16 protein-coding genes are annotated in these 22,916 nt (G+C 39.7%); 11 read left to right on the top strand and 5 right to left on the bottom strand.

Annotated elements, in window-relative coordinates:
* Positions 1-31: 31 nt before the first annotated feature.
* The gene (gene umuC, locus JYB63_RS03895; RefSeq protein WP_205656489.1) at positions 32-1,306 is read right to left on the bottom strand and encodes a translesion error-prone DNA polymerase V subunit UmuC; all 1,275 of its coding nucleotides are present in this window, start codon (positions 1,304-1,306) and stop codon (positions 32-34) included.
* 5 nt (positions 1,307-1,311) lie between these two features.
* Positions 1,312-1,608 carry a S24 family peptidase gene (locus tag JYB63_RS03890; RefSeq protein WP_336510858.1) on the bottom strand — a complete coding sequence of 99 codons (297 nt, stop codon included), beginning with the start codon at positions 1,606-1,608 and terminating at the stop codon, positions 1,312-1,314.
* A gap of 93 nt (positions 1,609-1,701) precedes the next feature.
* Between JYB63_RS03890 and JYB63_RS03885 the strand changes: the two genes are divergently transcribed.
* The 5 genes from JYB63_RS03885 to JYB63_RS03865 all read left to right on the top strand — a co-directional run bounded on the left by JYB63_RS03885 (position 1,702) and on the right by JYB63_RS03865 (position 10,658).
* A complete protein-coding gene (locus JYB63_RS03885; protein WP_205656487.1) occupies positions 1,702-3,390 on the top strand; it encodes a tyrosine-type recombinase/integrase in 1,689 nt (562 codons plus the stop codon).
* The gene (locus JYB63_RS03880) at positions 3,387-7,262 is read left to right on the top strand and encodes a VPA1269 family protein (RefSeq protein ID WP_205656486.1); all 3,876 of its coding nucleotides are present in this window, start codon (positions 3,387-3,389) and stop codon (positions 7,260-7,262) included. The genes JYB63_RS03885 and JYB63_RS03880 overlap by 4 nt, the downstream gene beginning before the upstream one ends.
* Positions 7,262-8,050 carry a hypothetical protein gene (locus JYB63_RS03875; RefSeq protein ID WP_205656485.1) on the top strand — a complete coding sequence of 263 codons (789 nt, stop codon included), beginning with the start codon at positions 7,262-7,264 and terminating at the stop codon, positions 8,048-8,050. Before JYB63_RS03880 ends, JYB63_RS03875 begins: the two co-directional genes overlap by 1 nt.
* Before the next feature lie 121 nt (positions 8,051-8,171).
* The gene (locus tag JYB63_RS03870) at positions 8,172-9,344 is read left to right on the top strand and encodes a hypothetical protein (protein ID WP_205656484.1); all 1,173 of its coding nucleotides are present in this window, start codon (positions 8,172-8,174) and stop codon (positions 9,342-9,344) included.
* A gap of 186 nt (positions 9,345-9,530) precedes the next feature.
* Positions 9,531-10,658, top strand: coding sequence for a hypothetical protein (locus tag JYB63_RS03865; protein ID WP_205656483.1), 1,128 nt, complete (start codon positions 9,531-9,533; stop codon positions 10,656-10,658).
* A gap of 131 nt (positions 10,659-10,789) precedes the next feature.
* Here JYB63_RS03865 and hyoA read toward each other — a convergent pair whose 3' ends face one another.
* From hyoA to JYB63_RS03850, 3 genes are all read right to left on the bottom strand, one after another.
* Positions 10,790-15,070, bottom strand: a complete 4,281-nt coding sequence (hyoA, locus tag JYB63_RS03860; protein ID WP_205656482.1) for an NACHT domain-containing antiphage protein HyoA — start codon at positions 15,068-15,070, stop codon at positions 10,790-10,792.
* Positions 15,071-15,246: 176 nt separating this feature from the next.
* The gene (locus JYB63_RS03855; protein WP_205656481.1) at positions 15,247-15,648 is read right to left on the bottom strand and encodes a hypothetical protein; all 402 of its coding nucleotides are present in this window, start codon (positions 15,646-15,648) and stop codon (positions 15,247-15,249) included.
* Positions 15,649-16,269: 621 nt separating this feature from the next.
* Positions 16,270-17,070: an endonuclease I family protein gene (locus JYB63_RS03850; RefSeq protein WP_205656480.1), complete on the bottom strand. Its 801-nt coding sequence runs from the start codon at positions 17,068-17,070 to the stop codon at positions 16,270-16,272.
* A 494-nt stretch (positions 17,071-17,564) separates the two neighbouring features.
* Here JYB63_RS03850 and JYB63_RS03845 point away from each other — a divergent pair, with 494 nt between their 5' ends.
* From JYB63_RS03845 to JYB63_RS03820, 6 genes are all read left to right on the top strand, one after another.
* The gene (locus tag JYB63_RS03845; RefSeq protein ID WP_205656479.1) at positions 17,565-17,969 is read left to right on the top strand and encodes a LexA family protein; all 405 of its coding nucleotides are present in this window, start codon (positions 17,565-17,567) and stop codon (positions 17,967-17,969) included.
* Between the two features lie 2 nt (positions 17,970-17,971).
* Positions 17,972-19,231, top strand: coding sequence for a Y-family DNA polymerase (locus JYB63_RS03840; RefSeq protein ID WP_336510847.1), 1,260 nt, complete (start codon positions 17,972-17,974; stop codon positions 19,229-19,231).
* Positions 19,232-19,792: 561 nt separating this feature from the next.
* Positions 19,793-20,056 (top strand): helix-turn-helix domain-containing protein, encoded by a 264-nt coding sequence (locus tag JYB63_RS03835; protein ID WP_205656477.1) that lies wholly within the window; start codon positions 19,793-19,795, stop codon positions 20,054-20,056.
* Between the two features lie 857 nt (positions 20,057-20,913).
* The gene (locus tag JYB63_RS03830) at positions 20,914-21,429 is read left to right on the top strand and encodes a hypothetical protein (protein WP_205656476.1); all 516 of its coding nucleotides are present in this window, start codon (positions 20,914-20,916) and stop codon (positions 21,427-21,429) included.
* A gap of 78 nt (positions 21,430-21,507) precedes the next feature.
* Positions 21,508-22,086: a hypothetical protein gene (locus tag JYB63_RS03825; RefSeq protein ID WP_205656475.1), complete on the top strand. Its 579-nt coding sequence runs from the start codon at positions 21,508-21,510 to the stop codon at positions 22,084-22,086.
* 80 nt (positions 22,087-22,166) lie between these two features.
* On the top strand, positions 22,167-22,709 hold the full coding sequence (locus JYB63_RS03820; RefSeq protein ID WP_205656474.1) for a hypothetical protein: 543 nt from the start codon (positions 22,167-22,169) through the stop codon (positions 22,707-22,709).
* Positions 22,710-22,916: the final 207 nt, after the last annotated feature.

The raw sequence follows: 22,916 nt of genomic DNA, 5'->3' as shown, positions 1-22,916 counted from the left end.
TCAATAGCTTACATATTGTTTCTTAGGTTTTTTATAGCTTTGCAACCGGCAGCTCATTCCAGCGGGTTGTATAGGCCGGAGAGAGTTTGTTGCGTTGCATTTGCCAGCCCCGGGTCAGCTGTTCTCCGGCAAACCAGACTTTACCAAGCCCTGAGTGATTGATCCGGTCCAGGGTGTCCATCAGTGCTTTGCTGTTATGCCGCTGTGGCGGGTCAAACAGGGTGGGCTGGAAGTGTCCGGGTGTATACAGGTCCGTCAAAATGATGCCTGCTTTGATAAAACGGTGACCGTCCTGCCAGATACTGTCGAGCAGTTTAATGGCGGTTGTTATCAGCGTGCGGGTATCATCGCTGGGCGTTGTCAGGCGGTGACTGCCTGAAGGGCTGTAGTACTGGCCGGTATGGCTGTGAGGGCTGGTACGGATGAAAATGCTGATGACCCGTGCAGTTGCACCCTGTTCGCGCAGTTTTTCTGCTGCCCGGGCAGTGTACTGACAGATAGCAGCGTGCATGGAGGGGTAATCGGTTATCCGTTTTGCAAAACTGCGGCTGCAGAGGATCTGTTGTCGCGGCGGTGGTAGTTCTTCAAGATTAAAACAGCTTTGCCCCTGCAGTTCCCGGACGGTGCGTTCGAGGGTGACGGAAAATTCCTTGCGTATCCAGCTGGTATTGCAGCAGGCCAGTTGCCTGGCTGTATGGATATTATATGCCTGCAAGCGCCGGTAAATACGCCGGCCAACGCCCCATACTTCACTGGCGGGCAGCAGTTGCAACAGCCGTTGCTGCCGGGCCGGACTACTCAGATCAACAACGCCACCGGTTTTTGGATACGCTTTGGCTGCATGGTTGGCCAGTTTGGCCAGTGTCTTTGTGGGGGCAATGCCGATGCATACCGGAATGCCGGTCCAGTCGGTTACCTGTTGTTTTATGTTGGTTGCAAGCTGGCTGAGCGGCTGGCATGCACCGATGCCACTCAGATCCAGAAATGCTTCGTCGATGGAGTACACTTCGGTGGCGGGAGCAAGCTGTTCCAGCAGGCTCATGACCCGTGCGGATATATCACCGTAGAGGGCATAGTTTGAAGAGAAAACAGCGATCTGCTCCCGGTCAATGATTTCCTGTGCCTGAAACAACGGAACAGCCATTGATATGCCTAGTGCTTTTGCTTCGGCACTTCGGGCAACGATGCAGCCGTCATTGTTTGAGAGCACGACAATCGGTTTGTTGCGCAGGTCTGGCCGGAACAGCCGCTCACAGCTGGCATAAAAGTTATTGCAGTCCACCAGGGCAAAGCAGGTATCCGTCATACCTGTTACCTGCGCAGCTGGTGAATGACCGTGCTGACAACGCCGAATATTTCCAGCGTTGAGTCCTGTGCCGGTTCAATTGCTTTAAATTGCCTGTTCATTGGCATAAGGCGTAACCGTGGCCGGGTGTGCAGCTGTTTAACGGTAAATTCATTATCCAGGCAGGCGATTACGATGTCTTTGTGGCGGGCTTTCAGGGATCTGTCTACGACCAGTATATCGCCGTCGAAAATTCCGCCTTCCTGCATCGATTCGCCCTGGGCTCTTACGAAGTATAAGGGGGACCTATCTAGTTTACGAATGGCTATAAATAGACCTTTGAAGAAATCGTTCTATATTGACAGTTTCGTTAACAACCAATTTTACAACTTCGTAAGATCTACAGGGCTTATCTTATGAGTGGATATATCATTAAAGGCAATCCTTGGTATGAGATAGTATGGATCTATGATAATGAGTTTCGGGGACGACTGTTTCCACTAGTTTATTTAGCGGGTGGTCAGCCTGGATACGTAATTAATCAATACATTTATGATTTGATGGTGCGTGGCTTTAGTCACAGCAAACTTGAATTGTATGTTCGAGGATTATGCCACCTGTATGCATTTACTTGCGCTCGCTATGGTACACGAGCTCTAACAGATGCCGAATCAGCTAATTTAGTAGCTAATTTTCTCGATGCTAAGCAGTATGGTACAGATGAGTTCTGTACTCGTCGCTCAAAACGTTGGGGCTGGTTAAAGTATCTAGGATTACATTGGAAGCCTTTGCTTTTAAGTCGACGAGCCAAAGGGAGTACTCTGCGTAACTATGTAGAGGCTATCACTGAGTTTGATAATTGGCAGCATACTCATCATGGTTCTATTCGATTAAATTCCGTTGAAAGGCGCTTCATGAGTGCATGGGAGCGTTTCCAAGACTTCAAGAAGCGCACTAAATGGGATATGAAGTTGCATCTCTATCATTCTCGAAATCATACGAAAGTGGTCTACGGGCAATATATAAATGAGAGGTTGAATGCCGCGGAGCGGGGTCGCCACCATATAAAAAATCCGAAAGCATTCCCTCCGAACCGGATTGTAGAATTAGTTGATTCTGCAGCGGTAAATGTTCGCGACAAGTTGTTAATGCTGATCATGCTTGGTGGGAGTTTGCGACGTTCTGAGCCCTTACACCTTTTTCGTAGTGATGTTGAAGGGCTCGATGTTATGGGACAGGCAAAAATCCGACTGTCCCATCCCCAAACAGGAATGACTGATTGGATAGATAATGAAGGGCAACTAACTTCTGGTACTCGCGAAGATTATTTTAAACGTTATTGGGGTGCCGTTAACAAGGATGTTCCTATTACACATCCCTTACGACATCTAGCTCCACGCAACAAGCTAGATCGTTATCACTATGGGTTGCATAGTGGTTTTAAGGCGATGACTTTGAGTGCTGGTGAGCAGAAAATGATGGTTGATGGCATAGATGCTCGGGATTATGACATTCATTATCTTTGGTGGTGCGACCCCCGAATTGGTGCCTATTGGTATCAACTTTTTAAGGAATACGAAGATAAATATTTAAAACATAATCCTTATACCGGCGAAGTACTTACCTTACGGCATCCTTGGTTATTTATAATCATTGAGCCTGGAGATAATTATGGAATGCCCTTGAGCATGTCTGCTGTTAAAGCAATTTGGCGCAGGTTGAAACATCGTCTAGGAATAAACTATCGGCTTGGCTGGCACAGCCTACGCCATTTCTTTGGATATTACTGCGCTAATATTCTATGCCTTTCGACTGAACAGGTGCAGATTCTAATGCATCATGCTTCTCTTAGTTCGACAGAGGCTTATTTCCATCTGAGTGACGGTAAAGTACGTGAATCAATCACTTCAGCTTACCTTAAAGCTTCTGGTCGAGAAGACTTGATTCCACATTTATTTACTAAAGGAAGCCGTGTTCCTCAATTTCCTGATCACTGGTCAAACGAGCAATATGAGCTTTGGATTGCTCGCCTTGAACAGCTAAAGAACAACGCAGATAGGCTTCCCAAGGTTGTACTCCACACGCTCGAGAGTAATTTCTCATGAAACCTATTGATCAGCCATTGCACAAAAATACTATGCATTATCCTGGTTTTTGGAGTGGTAACACTGTGCAGGTAAATAAAACTGATAAGGTCATCGTGATTGACAAATCTGTTTCTTCGTTCCGAACTATCAGGCAGTTGATCAGGTTTCAGAGGAAAAATCTTCCGAAATGGCTAGAAGATAAACGATGTTTTATGTTTCATAAAAAAAAACCTACTGATGGAATTTTATTTTGGGACAAATTGCCTAAGTTAGATAAATATTATGTTAGATCAAGGCTTGGTAATGTTTTAATAACTAAAACCTATAATAAAATGGTAGATCACTTTGGGTGTGGGAGAGAGGTGCACAAAGCCATTTGTGCAGCATGGTACGATGAGTGGATAAATACTGGAATTGCTCACGTATGGATCTCTAGAGCAAGAAAGTTGCCTGAGTCAATGGCAACGTTGTTGTTAGATTTTTCTATAGTTCGTAGAGAACCGCTGACTAAATTGTTAGCTGATTTATTATTGGTGCACAATGCAAGCGCAAATATATTTATTCCAGAAGGATTTCGCGGTCATTGTTCGATAGATAAACCTGTCTTCTTGCAAGCGCGGGATGTTTTACTCGCGTCCTCTGTTGGTATTGTTTTGCGTCGATTGGCTCCAAAAATATCAGAATATCTTGCAGTTACTGATAGCCCGCAAAGTTGGAGCTTATGGGTTCGATTCCAGCTTGCTTGTAGTCAATGGCTCTATTTGGGCGCGTTACAAGGAAGTTGGTTACTTCCCTATAATTCTGCTTCATTTTTATCTACATCAAAAACTTTATTACCACAGATTGCTGAGAAACGAAGTTGGGATAGGGTTCTGGATGGTAGCATTCGTACCCATAAATGGTTGTCCCAGCTTTACAGTTGTAGCACTTTGCGTGAAATAGATGACACACCTAAAGAGTTGTTTGTTGCTGTACCTAAAAGATTTAAAGATGGATCACTGATCTCAGTATTAAAAGTACAGACTCTTCTTGACTCTCACCGAAAAGATCCTCCATTTCCCTATGATTGTTTTGATGGTCGACCCAATCATAAACCAGAAGAAATACAAAAATATTCCGCTGCTTGGGCAGCTAAAAATTTATCTTCAGATTGGGCATTTTTTTTCTCCTTATGGCAGCAATCTCATACAAATCTTACAAGGCATCAGCGACTAAAAATAACCCCCTTGTTGACTTGGTGTAAAGAGCAAAAAATTGAACCTTGGGACATCACTACTCTACATTTGCATAATGTCCATGATCCAAAAGATCAAAATAGTTTTAGCAATTTTCTGAAGAGAAGAAATCAACGAATTGGTAATGAACATTCGAATGCTGCAGCTGATACCTGGCAGTTTTGCGCTCGTATCTTCGCTATTGTTTACAATGCAGTTCAATTGCCCGATGAACTTGGCTTAAGAAAATATCCTAAATCGTTGAAGGCAAGAAAAAACTTTGTAAGTCCTTTCATCGGTATAGAAAAAGTTTTTAAACAGTTCACGACAAAATTTGGTCAAAAAACCCCTCGAAGCCGAATGTTGACAGAGGTTCAGGAGGTTTTAATTGAAGAACTTCTGGGTTTGAAAACCGAAATACGGGATGTCTTTTTACCTAGAAGAGACAAATATGATTACCCTATTATTGGTGACGATGGACAGTATTTGTTAGAAAAAAAGCCAACTCAAGTACAGGTAAGAGTTCCAACATTTGCTTGGGCTAAACACTTTGCCGAGACTTTATCTGATGGGCGAAAGGTTCAATCATCAGATTGGTTTTTGCGTGATGGAGTTTGGCAGTGGAACCCATCCTCTGCTGTAGCGTTAGCATTACTATTGTTGATGCCGCTAAGGGGAAAACAAGTCCGTTGGTTAGATCAAGGTTTACTTGATAATGAGGTTTTCAATATAACGAGTCAACGTATGGTTCCTAATACTCATTCTTTAGCCAATTTTCGCTATCAGAATGGACAGAGTCATGAAGAAATTTATGGATCAGGCTCAGGAGCACTGCAGTTGCAATTTGATGAATTGAACTCTGCATTAGAACCGGTGATTTGGAGCTCGACCAATAAGACCGCATTATGGGGGGGAAGTAAAAACACTGGCTATGCACTGCCTTGGCCTGATGGGCAATTACTAATTTTAAGTGATGACGTGGACTTACAGAAACGTGGTCATCATTTAGCACGTGTGTATGAAGTTCTAAGATATCAGTACACCTACATGGAAAAGAATGATCCTGATCCAGGTCCTCTTACTTTTATCCATGTACCTGAAGATAGAAGAAACATGCCTATAGACGATGATTTAAGTCTGCGAGCGCCTTGGTTTGTACCTCTTTGTCGTCAAATAGGCCATCACGAGTTAACTATTACTTGGCCGAATGGTCAGACTCACCGAGCAGCACAACCGGTTACTAAGTTTCAGATCGAAAGGCTATACAACGCTTTATGTCTGCATGTCGAACGAAAGTTATGTCAAGACAAGCGTCTCGAACGTTTCAAATTGACTGTCAAAACAGATCATCCACGAAGAACGTACTCTGAAGGTAGAAAAGCTAAATATGACATTCATTCTTTACGGGTAGCAGGTATCAGTCGTTTGATTGAATTAGGCGTGCCAGCACATTTGGTGTCTGAATATATAGCCGGTCATCAAACGGTAGTTATGACCATGCGTTATTTTCAAACTACTCCAATGTACATGCGCAAAAAACTAATGGAAGCGTTCCTCCAGGGTGATCTTATTGACGGCTTTGAATCAGTCATTGAGCAGCTTGCTAATCACGAAGGTCAGATAAGCTTACTGCCTGTAAGTGAAAGGGTTCGCCAGCATATTGAGGATCTACCACCTGATTTTGCCGCTTTAGCTCCTGTGCCAGGAGGTGTCTGTGTGATGGGGGGCAAAGGTTCTCACTGTGATATGTGCGGCGTTACTACTCGAGAAGTTGAGACTGGCGGTAAAGTGGTTGTGCATTTCACAGAACAACTTGGTGGCTGTGCAGGGGGGCGTTTTTACCGTACAGGTCCTGATTTTATACAACAACAGGCATTGGAAGCTAACAAGTTGATGCTTCTTCTACGGACCAAAGCACGTGAGAGAAAAACGGTTCAAGAAAATCTTAAGTTGCTTAGCAAGCAAATTAATTTACTCAGTCGTGAGTTGCGAATGAGCAAAGTCGAAGGTGACATAGTTAATGTTCGAAAGAGGCATGACAGGCTTGTTTTACGCTTCAACACTGCGAAGGATCGCTTGGTGGAACAAGACGAGTCATTAGCACCTTTAGTGATACAGTGGTACCAACGTTGGCAAGACTTTACTAATTCTCAGGCTTTGGCACTTGAGGTAAACGATCAGCAATTGGCAACTCCAATGGTGTTGATTGGAGACAGTGAACAAATTGACTATAGCCCTGAAGTTATTTCAAACAATGATTTTGGTCTGGCGCGAACAGTATTGGAACAAGCCTTATGTTATGTCAGGACCGGGCAAGAGGTACCTGAAGACTGTCGCCGTCTAGTCAAGAATTTTTTGAACAGTATCTTTAGTGCTGAAGCAGAGGAGCTTTTGTTGTCTTATAACGAACCTCGTTCAGCAGAGGTAGAAAGTTGGTTAACTGCTACGCTAGCCAGTTTGGTAGCTGATGTTTTTGGAGATGAAAAAGCACAAGATGCGGCGGAAGGTAAAGTAAAATTGGGTTTCAATACCAACCTAAAGCAAGGGATTACAACCTTATGTAAGCAACCGAGTTTGACGACGCCAGATTCTGAAGGCCTATTTAGTAACTTACAACAGATCCGAATTAATGTAGTACCCGGCAAAGATCGCAAGCATAGTAAGGAGGACCCTTGATGAGCATCGTTCCAACTCTAACATTAACTGCGGAACAACTTTATTCTGCGATCATAACTGACCCTGCTGCTAGTGCTAAATTAAAATCCACAATGAAATTAGTGAAAAAATCTTGTGATCTAATAACAGAGTTTGATGGCAAGATGAGTTATCGAACCATTGTAAATGTGAGTACGGAGCATTTTGGGTATTTGGGCTATAGTACTATCGCTAATCAAAATGCTAAAGCTAAGCCGTATATTGATCTGCGTAAGAAAGAGTATGAGGTTGCTAGGAAAAGTTACAGTAAAAAAGTTCGACCCAAAACAGATTGTCGTTCAATCGATCTTAGTAGCTTAGAGCCATCGACGCGGCGTATGGTTATGGATTTACAACAACGTAATCGGTTGCTACAAGAAATGATGGAGGATCTTAAAAAGCGAGCAATCCTTGATACGCGAATAATACCACATGATACAGCTGAAGTTATTAGACTAGGTATTGATCCATCAACTGGAGCTTTGCCAATACCTGAAAAGCATCAATATTTGGTAAAAGATCAAGGCAGTGGAGTATCTCTTAGCGCTGGCGCATTGAAATGTCCGCAAGAGGTCGTTAATGTTATGCAACGGTTATTAAGCATGATTGACCCTGATGATCCAGATAGAGATGTTTCTACAGTAAAGTGGGAGGACTATGGAGGTTTTCGATATTTGCATTCTGAAACTGAAATAGATGATACGACCCTTATTACTGAAGAAGAACTTCCTTTGATTATTGATTGGTTAGATAAAGTTTCTCGATATTGATTTTTTCTTTTCGTGTTTGATTTAAAGCCTGTATCTGTTTATGTAAAAACAGTGCATCATATTAAAAATATTTTCTTTGGTACCTTGAGTTTATCAATCCTTACATAACGGGGTGGAGATTTTGCAAGGCAAGCAGAGTTTGCACGAACCAAATATTAAAAAATTATATTTATACTGGGATTGTACAGATATGAGTGGTAGTAATCGGGATGATTTTACCCCCAATAATAAACGAATAATGGCCGAGCGTGTCAGTTGGAAGTGCTCATTCCCAGGGTGTGGCAGAAATACAGTTGGCCCTCATTCCGATGATCCAACTAAAAGAATTAATAATGGCATTGCTGCACACATACACGCAGCTGCTTCAGGAGGGCCTAGATATAATCCTCAGATGACCCCTGAAGAAAGAAAACATATTTCAAATGGAATATGGATGTGTAGAGATCATGGAAATTTAATTGATACTGATTATACAGTATATTCCGCAAGCACTTTACTCGATTGGAAAGCGCAGGCTGAAAAAAGAGCTGCAGATAGCCTTAAATTACCAACTGAAGAGTTTGTAAATAGAGATGCAACTTTAATTCAATTAGGTAGCGGGCTAATTTATTTTGTTCATTGGAATTCTATACATGCACAAAATTGGAGCTTTGAATTAGTGGCACCATTAGTAGGAAGTCAGGAATTATTGAATAACTATGTATTAGAGTTTGATTCTTTGATTGAACCTGAAGCATATGTTGTTATTGAGTCACAGGGAGATGCGAGAAGAATCCTAGACATAAAAATTGAAATTTCTTCTTCTGGAAAATTTATTTTATGTATTAGTGTAGATAATAAACCCGTAGCAACTAATCCTTATGACTTGGGAGCAAATATGGCGCTTGATAATACAGGCGATATTTATATTAAGAATGGAACCATTGCAATGGTTAAAGGAATCGATAATGCTAAGCAAAGAATTTCTACTTGCATGAGCACTATCAAAGGTGAAATAAGTTTTGCAAAAGAGTTGGGCTCATTGGCAACACTGTATTACAACGAATACAAACATGACCTTGAATTACTTAGTCGACTCATACTCCTAGAACTTGTTCGTTTATCTTTAATACCTATGGATCAGGGGGGGATTAGCGATAAAAGACCGTCTTTACATTTTGTCAAACGTTTCACTTGCGTCGATATACCTAGCCTTGAATTAACTCATAGCCGATTTAAGGCAAATATAAAGTTAGAGTGGGGTAATGGTGATTTGTGGGATGGAGAAATACCAATATATGTTTTGAAGGCATAGCTAGCATTTATCAATTAAAGAGCTTCTACTACATTTCTCGAGTATTTCGTTGGTTAAATATATTAGATGACTTATAGTCAAAACCAACATAGGTATTGTAATTAGGTCTTTAGCTGATTAGAAGCCGGTATCATATTGAAGATATGTCTTACGGAAAATCAAGAATCTAGAAAGGAGTACATTATAGTGGTAAGAAAATCCTTAACAAAAATTTCAGTTTTACTTTACTTTTTTTCAGCAATAACACTTTCATCGGCATATATATTAACACCAGATTTAGGTAGGTATTTCTCTTCTTGGATTAGTGATGTATCAGAAGAAAAAGCTTTTCAAGATTCACTAATTATCGCTCTCGAAAAACTGCCTAAAGCTGAAGATAAATCTGAACCTCCTCTACAGTCTCAGCAACTACCTCTTGGAGGAGATTCAAGAACAATCGAAATCATCTATAACTTATTAGCTACGCCAGGGTTTATAGAGTTCTTCGTTAACAATTCGGTTAAATATATTGATCAGTTCTCAGAAAATTACAATCAATCGTATTGGCTAATAAAAATAGGTATTCTTTGTGCTGTAGGAGCTAGTATTCTATTAGTTGTATCAGCATTTTCAGCTTTCTGGAGCTCAGAAGGATATTCTCCTTCTGAGGATATAAGTATCGAAGAGAGGAAAGTAGCGTTAACTGCAGAGCTAAGAGGAAGGGCTACTAAGCTTCGAAACCAAGCTTCCCTGATTCTTCTTTTAATAGGTTCTACTTGTGCTGTTAGCTTCACGTTTTTCTACTATTCTTCTGACCCTTATGAGTCGAACGGGTTTAGAAATGCTTCTGATGATCTTAGACAATCTAATCAAGATGTTGCGGAGAGTATAAGGGATTTACAGGAAATTTTGGTTAGCTACGACTATGCACTAAACAGCTCCTTTGAGATGGAGTCTGATTCAAATGAAAAAAAATATGAAGCCACAGTTGAAATAATAAAAGCTGTTAGCAAAACAGCAACGTCTGAGTTGATAACTATGCCTGATAAAGCTCAGGTTATTGTGCAAGAGGCATCTAATTCCTTGATGACTGCACTGCTTGATAGGATTGGCTCGATCGTTATAACCGTTTTCATTGTTGTTGTTCTTGTCCCTACATACCGTTATTGCATTAGTTTAGCTTCATTTTATGATGCAAGAGCTGATGCGTTAATTTTATCTAACGATTCTTCAGATAATAAAAAAGATCTTCAAGGTTTTTTCCAGCCAGAGGAGAAAATATCTGAGAAGCGTTTTGCTTTAGTAACTCGACCTATAAATGAGTCAGAGAGTTGATTGTTAAGCATACTTAAGTACTCAAACTGACGTTTACCGCTGCTATGGGCCTTAAGATCTGTTTTGGACCAGCAGCGGAAGCTTTCTGTTTTGATATGACTGCACAGGGAGGTCAGATTAAACTTGAATAACTATATTTTTTCATGATTTATACTGGCTTGAGCACGGATGTTCATGTCAATGACGATAATTTCAATCTGCTCTATTTCAGGATATTTGTATGCAATACTCTTCCAGAACAAAGTTAGTTCATCTGATAGGTTGGTAATACATGTACGTTTGTCATTGATGATCCAGTATTTAGTCTGCGGTAAATGCTTTGAAACTAGTAGAAATATACCGTGTTTAGCATCTGCTTCTCGCAGATAGTCTCCGATTAGTTGGTTTTCTAAGCGTTCACAAAGTTTGTTACCTGACCAACCTTTATCCAAAAGTTTAATTTCCACAGGTATTGGGCAAGTAACTTTTGAATTTTGAAATGTAATATCTGGTCTTTGAGCGTTTGCAAGTTCTGCTTCTTGAACATTAACGTATCGGCTATTGCATAGCTGTCGCATTGCTCCAGATATTAAGTTGCGTACTTCTGCTTCGTTTTGTACTCTCTGCCATATTGTATATGGGCTATCGTTTCCTGTCTCGACCCAGTTTTTAATCTCCTTTAAATGATCTACGATCAGATCAAAAAGTTGATTTTGATTCTCAGGTATCAATGTTTGAGTCTCGTGAAAAGTATAGAGTTGCTGGCTGGTGAACAACTCTAAATCTCCATCTTTTTCTGCGCGAGTTACAGCCTCTCGCTCAATCCAACCTTTAATTTTTTTGAGAGCCGGAAGTTGCGAGAGTTCTTGAAGAGCAGTATAGGTTTCTTTACCAGGTATATCAGCTAAGTGTCTGAGAAGTCTGTCTCTGGCGTCCTGTGCATCATCTCTATGCGTTGATGTATAAGAGATGTCTTTAGTTCTATCAATGTCTTCATCGATCAAGATAAAAGAATGCATTATCTTGATCAGGGACTTTAAGTCAGAAGGGTTCATATATAACCCTGTTGTTAAATTGATTTCATAACTATTACCGAATCTTGTACCCAGTAAGGTTGTTATAAATTGTTGGCTCGATTCGATCGCTGTCTTTTTATTTAAGCCAGATAGCCAGTTTTCAAGTTCTTGTATACCCTGTTTCGGGTTATTATCAATTAGGACTGCAAACCACCATGCAATTGACTGTGAATTATTATCAGATTGAGCTATTGCATTAGTAGCGAGTTTTGAAAGGCACTTAGAATCTATACCAGCATTTTGAAGTATAGTTAAGATAAAACAGCGTTGATTATCTAGGGGGACTTTCTTTGCATCGAACCATTCAAGTAGCATAGTTGCGATTTTTTCGTGAAGCCAAGGCGCATGAAATGCTATATCATTAAGGATATAGCTCGATTCTGTCTCCACTCCTGTGTTATTGAGTTCCCAGTAAACCTCTTTTTTAATCTTTTCAAGTGTCAGATCTGGGAAATGGTTATATATGGTTTCTAACCAACTAGGAAAGCCGTTAATTTCCCACGTAAGATACCTTAAGGCATGTGACACTTCTGCCTCAGTTAAGGATGATGGGAAATTTGATACATATTTTGCCTCGGTCTCAATACCAGTTAAACCAAACAGCAATTCGTAAGAAACACGATAACTTTTTTGCTGATTTTCTGATCTAATAGAAGGTTTATAGTAACGCCAAAATTTTACAGAGGCATCCCGATAAGCCTCTGCAACCTCTATCCCAAAGTCTGGTATTAGTCTTTCCCATTTACCTGACTTCCCTCTATTATAAGGTGCGTTCTTTCCTCGAGATTCCCTAAATAGCCTATATTGATCTTCACTCCATTGGCCTGGTTTAATTCCAGGAGGGGTACGTATCTTATCAGGGGCATTACGGAGTCTTTTGATCCACAGTTCACGACTCAAGCTTCTTTCTTGCGAGACTTGTTTGTATATTTTCTTACGGGCCTCTGCAATTTCTAGATGCTCCCTCTGTTCTTTTGTCGGAGTGGGGTCAAGCATCTTACATAAAATATTGGACAGTATTTCATTATTATTAACTGCCTGTTTAATAAGATCTATACATTCATCGGATCTATCTGATCGAAGACTAACTGTCAAGGCGGTACTTAGAACAATCTGCTTATCATATTCACATTCTTTTGTTTGGATATATCCTAATAATCTAGGTAGTGAATCTTCATCGAATCCCCAGAATGTATCGGTATAACTAATTTCAAAATCATCTGTTAGAGGTTGAGAATGTTTTTCTTTTTCAACTTCAATAGAACTCCAATATAATAGGTCATTTAATTCTGGCCATTGCGGAATTGTTGTTTTAAGTCCACTTTCAATGCGATCAAAATCATTACTTTTCCAATAGTTAAATTTTGTTAAGAGTATTAAAATAGAAATGCAGTGTTCACTAAGAGATAAATTATTATAAGCCTTTACTATCTCTTCAATAAAATGAATGGCTACATAAGATAACCAACAATACTTTTTGGAAATTGTTACATGCCTTTCATTTAGGTAGGGCTTTTCATGCAAGTAAGTATGCAAAAGACTTAAATACCTAGCGGCCTCCGCATCATATGAGCCCACTAAAAATTTTGATGAGAATGTTTTTAATGCGCTGGTCAGGCCTGTTGATTTAAATCTTTCATAGTTGGGTATTTTTTTTAGAGATAGGTCTATTTGGCGAATGTTAAAATCACTTATATCTGATTCTTCAATTATCTCTGCTAGTATTTCTCTTGGGAGTTTATTTTTATTATGATTGAGGCCTTCCCATAAAGTTTGTTTTTCTTTAAGAGTCCCTGTTGTCATGATAGCTCTTGCACAAACAATCCTAGACCATATGTTTAACTTAATGCTAACTGTCAAATCAATCAGTTGATTAGCACAAGTTGACATATTTCCTTGCCAGACAAGTCTGCCTAGAAAAAATATAGCATCATTATTGTCTTTGTACTTGGCAATCAGCTTTGAAGTTTCAGATGAAAGGTCGGATGTTGCAATTCTTGCAATTGAGCTGTTATCTCTTGTAGCGCGACTATCTTTATCTTCTGCAATCAGTGATATCATTCTATTTAGTATGATTTTTCTTGATTCAAGAGGTAAATGTAAAGAGTCTCCACCTTCTAAGACTATTTCTGGATATTGGCTCAGTACTTTTTTACGTATTACTTGGTCGAAAATGATTAACCAAGACACAACGGGACGTAATCTCGTTGTTATGAATTGCTTATTGTATTTCTCTCTAAATACTAATTTCTCAACTTTAACTCTGCTACTTCCAGGAGATAGAATGTCAGAGAACCATTCTGCAGCTAAAACTTCTTTGATGTCACTATGTCTGAAACGAACAGCATCAAACACAATATCATTGAATATTGCAGTGTTCAGCAGGGTAAGTATCTCAGTAGGAGTCCAGTCTGGTAGCAGATCACCAGCATCTAGGGCTAAATCAACTTGAGAAGTTCCTGGCAGATGAATATTAGCTTTACCTGTAAGCACAACAGCTGCAGCTAGCCTGCGAGCGCCTTCCTTTGCTTTGGTAAGCGATAGAGCATGGCGCTCTGCTCTGTCCTGATTGTGGCTTTCTTTAAGTCGCTCACTAATATTGTGCTGTAGTAATTCTAATCGGCTCTCAAGGCTTTTTTCCTTATCCCACTTAGAAATGATCAGATCAAGGTCAAAAGGCCTCTCGGCTAAACTCCATAGCCCCGTTTTTTCTATTTCTCGCATGAGGCTATTGATGTCTGATACCTTTTTTGCAGAGCAGAAGTCACGGATCTTCTCCCTATCAAGTGGTTGCATGACATATAAGGATAAGTTGCTCTGCGATTCTTTGTTCTCAGGGCTTGAATATGGCAGCGTTTTATTTACAAATGATCGATCACTATTTGATTTCCAAGAATAAGGTCTACTGGATATGTAAATATGCGCTCTCTGACCACAATTTCTTAATTTTTTTGAGAACTTTATTAGTGCTTGTTGAAACGATCTAGGTTCTTTGAGCCTTGCCTCATCTATAGAATCTAAAAAGAACCATGCATCCTTAGTAGATTGTGCCCAAGATTCGAATGCACTCTCGCTACCAACTTCAAAGGCGTCTGTAAAATCTGCATCTATGTCCTCTATACGTATAAAAAAGGCAAACCTGTTTTGTTTAACAAGTGTTTCTGCCATTGTTTTTAGTTCAAAGGTTTTACCAGCTCCTGCTTCAGCAAGTATGACACATCGATATTTTTTTAAGAGATTCTCCCAGCTCAGCCCTGTATTGAATCCAAAAGTAGAAAGTAAACTTGAGTTGAGGGTACTTTCTTCGCTATGAGAAATGGTCTTAAACTGGCGGTCTAATTGAATATAACTGTCCATTATGTACTTCCAATCACGCGGCTTGCTGAAGTTTAAAGTCCTAGAAATCAGCTAGATATAATATTTCATCAACAAAATTACAGGGCTGTCTTTGTATCAATTCTTGCTGAGTTTAATTTGATTGAATATTTTTTCAAAAGAAGATAAACATGGTCTGTATGTGTTATATATAACTGTTAACGGTTATCTATGTAGTAGTTAATTAGTCTTATGACTTTGGACATACCATATCCTGACCAACTCTGAATATTTCTGGATATATATGTTAATTCTTCTTTGTTGCATTCTTTTTGATTTTCTTTCATCCATTTTTCAGCTACTTGATATCGACCATCACTTGTTACTAATACTTCTCGAAGCTTTTGTGGATCACAGCCTGAACGTATTTTTTTTCCTTGTGACTGTGAAATTAATGCTTTCTTAGCAAACTCTTTGAGGTTTTTATTTTCTTCAAGCAACTCAGCAACTCGTAAAACTAAAGCGTCATTAGCTGCTTTGAGTTTTATTATTTCTTCTGTTGTATGAGCTATTGCAGGAAAAGATATTAATAAGAATACGAAAGTTATGATGTTTTTCAAATTGTTACCTATCTAATATTTAAAGCTTCTAAAAGCTGCTTTGATGAGTAGTCATTGCTATTAAAGCCCTTTGATATAATGTAGATATCTAAAGCAAGAGCGGTAGATGGTCCGAATAATCCATCAATATGTCCGTCATATAACTTCAGTAGCTTTAGTTGTCTTTGAATACTCTTTATTTGATCTACAGTTAATGATGTCGGTACTTTCGATTTGTCAAATTTATAGTAGGGCTGAATTTTAGAATTAAATGAATCCAAGTTTTTATTTTGAGCTGGTTTCTTTATTGTAGTAACAGAAGATGTAGAGGATGTAGAGGATGTAGAGGATGTAGAGGTGCTAGAGGAACCACATTCTACTGACTGACTTCCGAGATTACAGCGTAATCGATTACCTACCATTTGAGATTGCGATCTATGGCAATGGTATGGTTTAGAGCCGCCATGACAGCCATTTGAATCAAGTCCTCCCGAATGAGTTGATGCAGATTCAGAAACAAAAAATAAATAAAAACTGAAACAGTATAATAATTTCTTATGAGAATTATAGTTCGGCATTATTCTAAATTGAAGTTTGTGATTAAATTATAGTTAATCTGACGTAATAATGTTTTTTATACATTTAGATACATTGAGTAGACCAAATTCTTTGGATGTATTCAGGATTATCAATAAATGGATTTCTATTTTTTTGCCAAGAGTAAATCACGTCATTTCTTAGACGTTCTTCATCTGAAACAGGGTCTATCTCATGCCACTCAAGTAACGTGCAGAGTTTTCCAAAAAAAGGTTCATCAGATGAAGTCGTTCTGTCAACTAATTCGAGATCGTCCGTTTTAGATTTATCGTTACCCTCGTATCTTGTCGCCATATAGAACATCATTCGGGCAGTATCACCTTTTTGCTTTGTTGGTACTTCCCAGGTGCCTTTACCTTCTTTACACAAGGTACATTCATCATCTGGCTTACCGCCATTAGCAAAATCATTATTGCTTCTATCGGAGTTCACCGAACGATCAGCTGCTCTTAAGTGATGAGCATCGGTATATGCATGTTGTTTCTTACTTCTGAAACCATGTGACTTAGACCAGATGTGTTCACGATTCCAAAAGTCAGGGTCATTCTCACCTTGATCTTGGTTAACCTTTGGAATAGATCGTTGAGTATAGAAACCAATAACATTGTTACTATTATTAGGGTCTTCATCGGCTTCTTTTAAGATCGTCCATGTACATTTATATGAAAAACGTGTGTGGCCACGAATGATTTTGTTTAGAGCTGATTTGAGTTCTGTACCTTGTTGATTTGTGATGGATGAGTAGTAAGTATCCGGGTCGTAAGGCTTGATATCAGGCTTGATACAAGTAGCAGCGGCTGTTGCTGATAGCAGGGAGAGTGCGGTAGTTAACAAAATGCATTTCATCGGTTAGTTCCTTTAGTCGATTAATCCCTAAACGATAATACAGAGAATCTTAGATTCCAATCATTAGAGGCACAGGAGAAGAGAGCTTAAACTGTCAGAGTTCTATCCATGGTATCCGCAGATAAGTCGTTTCATATTTGAGTCTTAGCAGATTCTCTGATGCGACTTATTAAAAAGCCGCTCAGAAGAGCGGCTCTTTACACCGATAGATGAGAGGTCTATCTGGAACCATACTGGGTTTAGTTTGGATACCTTACTCTACTAGGAAGCAATTTTTGATTCAAATCTTCCTATGATTTGAGTCTATTTTTTCTGACTCGTTTACTTCTATCTATGCACTTTTTGAGGTTTTTCTGAAACGTAAGTGCTTGTTGGAAGTTGGTTGACTGAGCTCCTTGCTCCATGTTGATGCCAGAGACATTTTATTTGTCATACGTGAATCATACGTTACAATGTGAATTAGCCTGTATAAATAAACAGTATCTGGATTGGTTATGCTTCATTTTATTCCTATTGCTGCGCAAGCAGGGATTTCTGGTTTTGAGTCACCTGCTGCGGAATACACACAGTCTTCACTGGACTTGAGTGACCTGATTATTGACGATCCTGCAGCTACCTACCTTGGGTATGCTGAAGGAGAGTCTATGGTTGGGGACGGAATATTCTCTGGTGACTTGTTGGTGATCTCACGGGCCGAGACTGTAAAAGACCAAGATGTGGTAGTAGCAAATCTAAACGGTGTTTTCGTGTGCAAGAAGATTGATAAACGTCGGGGGGTTTTGCTTTCTTCTGCACCTGGTAATAAACCTTATCATCTTCGTGAGGGTGATAATTTCCAGATTGAAGGTGTTGTGATTCGATCTATTCGTCTTCATCGCCCATTATCAAAAGCTTTCTGACTATGTACGCGTTGTGTGATGCTAATAGTATGTACGCCAGCTGCGAGAAAATTTTTGATCCTGCGATTAGGGATAAGCCGGTGGTCGTACTTACAAATAACGATGGGTGTATTTGTGCGGCATGTCATATTGCTAAACGATTAGGGGTTGGAAAGAAGTTTATTCCTTACTTTCAGGTGAAGGATGATCTGGAAAAGGCGGGGGCGGTGATTCGCTCGAGTAACTATGAACTATATGCAGATATTAGTCAGCGGATGATGGATACTTGTTCACGGTTTGCCCCCAATAGTCATATTTATTCAATAGATGAAATTTTTCATAACTACGATGGCTGGGAGCCACCGGAGGGATGGTTTCAGCATGCGCGAGCGATTCGTAGAGCTGTGTGGACTGAGGTGCGATTACCTATCGGTGTTGGGGTAGGTCCGACACCAACGTTAGCTAAGGCAGCGAATCATGCTTCTAAAAGGATTGCAGGCTATCGCGGTGTAGCGGTGATCGATAATGAACAGACTCGTCAACATATATTACAGAATATGGAACTGACTGATATTTGGGGGATTGGTAGTCGTTTAGCGCAACGGTTACAGGGCTTAAATATTTATACACCTTGGCAGCTTGCGCATGCGAATCCAAGCTTGATACGAAAGCAGTTTTCCGTTTTGGTTGAGAGTACTGTATATGAGTTGCAAGGAGTCGTTAAGCTAACCTGGGACGATGTAAAAGCGCCGAAGAAGGAAATTTACAGTACTCGTAGTTTTGGTCAGCGAATACTTGAGAAGAATTTGTTATGTCAGGCATTAATTCAGCATGCCGGAATTGCCGCAGCGAAGTTGCGCCGGCAGAACAGTTTGGCATGTGTGGCGGTTATTTTTGCAACAAACTCACCTCATGATGCTCAGGGGTACTATCGAAAGTCTATTACGCATCGATTTGCAATACCAACGCAGGATACGACGGTAATCGCGAACATATGTCGTCAAGCTGTTGAGCAGATATTTCGTAAAGGAGTATCGTTCTATCGATGCGGTGTTGGCTTGATTGACTTATGTGATAAAGCTATGTTTCAACAAGATTTTTTCACGCAGTTTACTGATAATTCTAATCTGATGGCTTGTATGGATGCGATCAATATGCGGTATGGCCGGAATACGGTACATGTAGCCAGTCAAGGGTTTCAGCAGAAGTTTGCGATGCGACGGGAATTTTTGTCTCCCCAGTATACTACCCGTTTGAGTGATATCCCGCGGATTCAGTGTTAAGACGTTACTTTATGTATTCAGGCTCGTTCCCATATCGCCGTATATTCCGAAATCTTAGCGTCATCATATGGAAGTTCGCTAAAAAATACATTGTTTTCTAGCATGTAGGCGTAACAGCAAAGTTCAGAATTTTTGATCCAAATTGAATCTAAACAATCTAGTTTCCAATGGCCTGATTTGTTGATGCTGCCTGGAGACATCAAGTTTACCTCAATGAGACTAATATCCGCTTGATCAACGAGTGCTAATAGATCTTTGATTACGGGGGTCATTAGAACACGACTGATGGTTTCACCATATCGGTCTTTAATTGTAAATGAAATGTGTAACCAGGGTATATGTGTGTCATGCCAAACATGCTGCCAACAAGTTACACCTGGTTGTTGAAGTTCAGGGGGGAATGAAAGCTCTGTCTTGCTAGATGTAAGAAACATAGTGATTCACCATCAATAATGAGTTAACTCTCATTCTAGATAAAGAAAAGCAGTAAGGTAAGATATATCTGGTGTTCATGTGGCCGTAGCGTGCTGAATATAGGTAACCCTAGTTATGAGGGTTACTATGGAAATCAAAAGGATAAGCATTGAGCAGCAAAGGCTTGAAACAGCAAGAGTGTCTGCTCAAATAGGCAAACTTATTAAGCAAGAGAGAAAGAGAAAAGGGATTACTCAAGAAAAACTTGCAGAAGCTGCTGATATTTCTGAAAAACATTTGTCCTCTGTTGAGAACGGAAGAGAATCCAATATTTCTATTGGTTATGTGGTCGCAATAGCCTTAGCTCTTAATGTTCCTTTATTGCAACTTATATCTGTTGATGCGAAATAATTTAAGAATTCATTGAATAGCTGTCTAATGCTTGAGCTATATGGCTACAAAGGCTACATGCGAAGAGTCTATGCTGGTTAGGGTGAAGATGTAGTGTTTATTTTGAATTATCTAAAGCGTTTTCAATGATTTGTTTCGAAGGTATAGATTGAGTTGTTGAAGCTTCGAATGAAGCTGGTAGATAGTGTCAACTTTCGACGTTAATACAGCGTGCTTTTTTGGAATCGCGCAATCTCTCTATCTTGATCACTTCTGGTGATGTCCATTTTGGTTGTCATAGCATTTAAGCCAGCAGTACCACTGGTGTTTGAAACATCTACACGACGAGCAACCGCAGATATGAGATTACCTCGTTTCGCAACTTGTTGAATGACTCTAATCTCAAACTTTTTTGTAAAATGGGTGGGATTAATGGAACCAGCTATTGGCGTTATTCTAACGCAATGAGGTGTCTACTAAAGTCTGATCTAAACAGAGTTTTTCTAAGACTTGCCGTTTACCAAAAGCTATAGAAATCAATATGGTTACTAAGATATAGTTCATTTGGATGGGGAAGTTAAGCTCCTGTATCATGCTTTGTAATTTTAAGTCAGGTGGTTCGGGCTGAGGTTAAGGACTAAACCAATATTGTTCACATTGGCCGTGTCATGGGCAACTTCATTTTCCTTTAGGGTTCTTTCATCTAATTGCTGACTGAGTAACGTTTTGGCTTCACTATCTCAGTTGTCGTTTTTTATATTGGCTCTTTACAACAGCTATCAAAGCAATCGACGATTGTTTATTTTGTGTGCTGGTTATCTAAATTTTGTATGGCTTTCTTGCTGATTAGTTTGCCGTTATTACCCGGAGAGGTTTATATGTATTTAGAGTGGGCTTGGGTCTTGTTTAAAGTCATGTTAGGGATATGGATCATATCATTCGTAGCTCGCCCCTTTGTGTCGTCTGAGGACCAAGAGAAACTGCGTATGGTTGATATATTTATAGCTGATAAAATAAATTCAATTCCAATTAAACTTTTGAATTTATGGTTACTAATTGGGACAGTCCTTTATTTTATTGGTAATTTCACAGTCTTAATTTTATTGTCACTTGGGGTGTTCATGTTTGGCTACTCCGTCTTTTTGCATGCCGATCTAATTGAGTTAAATTTAGAGTCAATCTATAACTTGGCTAAGTTGCTTGTTAATGAAAAGGTTACGTGGTCTAGTGCAACAATAATTGTTGCTACGACAGTAGCTATAGGCCATATGTGGAAATTAAATTTGGATAAACGTCAATACTTTGAAAAAAAAGAAAAAGAATTTCGTAAAAAATACGAAGCTAGTTATGAAGAAGAGTTTGAACGATTAAAGAATAATAATCGTTTACTATAACAACTTATAAAAATAATGGCACAATGTAGTACTTTATCGTTAAGATAAAGTCTTAGCACTAGGTGAGCAAGAATAACCATGGAATTTAGTGAACTAATAGAGATCGCGAGTGTAACATTAGGTGCTCTCGGTGGCGGGGCCGCAATCATATTTGGATTTTCAAATTGGTTAGGGAAAGTGTGGGCTAATAAGCTTATGGAAAATGAAAAAGCTGAGCATTCTCGAGAGCTGGAATCACTAAGAAATAGACTTACTCACGACACCGAAAGTTATAAGGTTAAGCTTAAAAAGTCAGAGTTTATTTTTGAGAAAGAATATGAGGCCGTATCCGAATATGTGGCACTAAGAAGAAGTTTTCTGCCAAGGCATGCTTATCCTGATATGGATTGGCATGAGGCATGCAATGATATAGCTCATAATTTCCATAAAATTGAAATTATGCTTGGCTCCTATTTGTCTAAGCATGGGGCAGTCCTAGACAAAGAAGTGAAAGACTTACTAAGCTATTCCATTGGTATTGCGGGCGAAAGTAAGTTTGAGATCACAGGTCCAGATGTTCCTAAAGAGGCAAATGCTGCTGCTAATAATTTATTTGAGAAACTAAATCAGGCAGAAGATTTATTATTGGATCAGCTGCACTCGCAGTCAAGTACCTAACAAGTTAATCAACTTTTTACACACGGCAGCAACGTAGTAAAGCTGCTCCGGTTGTCGGGAGGCAATAACTTAGGGAAACTATGTCACATTTAGAAAATTTGATAGCTGAATACTATGACTGGAAAGGTTATCTGATAAAACGAAACATTAAGGTTGGCAAGCTCAGCCACGGGGGCTGGGAAATGGAGCTGGATGTAATAGCGTTTGATCCTCATTCAGGACATTTAGTACATTTGGAACCATCAATTGATGCTCATTCTTGGGCTAAAAGAGAGGAACGATTTTCGAAAAAGTTTGGTGCGGCAAAGAAGTATATTTTCAGTGAGATTTTTACTTGGCTAAATCCATGCACGGAAATAGAACAAGTAGCCATACTTATTTCGCACCCAAAAGACCGGGACGAGCTAGCTGGTGCCAAAATAATATCTATCGATGAGTTAGTGGCAGAGATTCGCCAAAAAGTGATTGGGTGTGGAATTGTGGCTAAGAATGCAATCCCTGAAAAATATCCACTTTTACGTACTCTGCAGCTCTCACATAATGGCATTACAAAACTTTATAACAATCTGCTCAGGTATCTTATCAAGTTCACTCCGTTGGCTCATCATTTTGACGAGTGTTAAGGTCTGGTGGATGTCTAAAAACGATTTAAGTTTAGGTTAATATATAATACCTCTGAAGATGAGATACGCGAGAAGATCCGATATGACAACCAAGTCGCACCATTGGTAAGTATAAGATATATTGACGACCAAATCAGGATGAATTATCTCCCTCCCTGGAGGTTGGTATATTTCATCACAGCAAATAGCTTTGCTGACGTAATAATC

The organism is Aliamphritea spongicola (assembly GCF_017051665.1).
GTDB classification, from domain to species: domain Bacteria; phylum Pseudomonadota; class Gammaproteobacteria; order Pseudomonadales; family Balneatricaceae; genus Amphritea; species Amphritea spongicola.
Note: the sequence above shows the minus strand (reverse complement) of the source record. Positions and strands in the feature narration are given on the sequence as shown.

Excerpts from the sequence above, each read along its gene's own strand:
- umuC (WP_205656489.1), bottom strand. The coding sequence starts at position 1,306 with ATGACGGATACCTGCTTTGCCCTGGTGGACTGCAATAACTTTTATGCC.
- JYB63_RS03885 (WP_205656487.1), top strand. The coding sequence starts at position 1,702 with ATGAGTGGATATATCATTAAAGGCAATCCTTGGTATGAGATAGTATGG.
- JYB63_RS03880 (WP_205656486.1), top strand. The coding sequence starts at position 3,387 with ATGAAACCTATTGATCAGCCATTGCACAAAAATACTATGCATTATCCT.
- JYB63_RS03875 (WP_205656485.1), top strand. The coding sequence starts at position 7,262 with ATGAGCATCGTTCCAACTCTAACATTAACTGCGGAACAACTTTATTCT.
- hyoA (WP_205656482.1), bottom strand. The coding sequence starts at position 15,070 with ATGGACAGTTATATTCAATTAGACCGCCAGTTTAAGACCATTTCTCAT.
- JYB63_RS03850 (WP_205656480.1), bottom strand. The coding sequence starts at position 17,070 with ATGAAATGCATTTTGTTAACTACCGCACTCTCCCTGCTATCAGCAACA.
- JYB63_RS03845 (WP_205656479.1), top strand. The coding sequence starts at position 17,565 with ATGCTTCATTTTATTCCTATTGCTGCGCAAGCAGGGATTTCTGGTTTT.
- JYB63_RS03840 (WP_336510847.1), top strand. The coding sequence starts at position 17,972 with ATGTACGCGTTGTGTGATGCTAATAGTATGTACGCCAGCTGCGAGAAA.
- JYB63_RS03835 (WP_205656477.1), top strand. The coding sequence starts at position 19,793 with ATGGAAATCAAAAGGATAAGCATTGAGCAGCAAAGGCTTGAAACAGCA.
- JYB63_RS03830 (WP_205656476.1), top strand. The coding sequence starts at position 20,914 with ATGTATTTAGAGTGGGCTTGGGTCTTGTTTAAAGTCATGTTAGGGATA.
- JYB63_RS03825 (WP_205656475.1), top strand. The coding sequence starts at position 21,508 with ATGGAATTTAGTGAACTAATAGAGATCGCGAGTGTAACATTAGGTGCT.
- JYB63_RS03820 (WP_205656474.1), top strand. The coding sequence starts at position 22,167 with ATGTCACATTTAGAAAATTTGATAGCTGAATACTATGACTGGAAAGGT.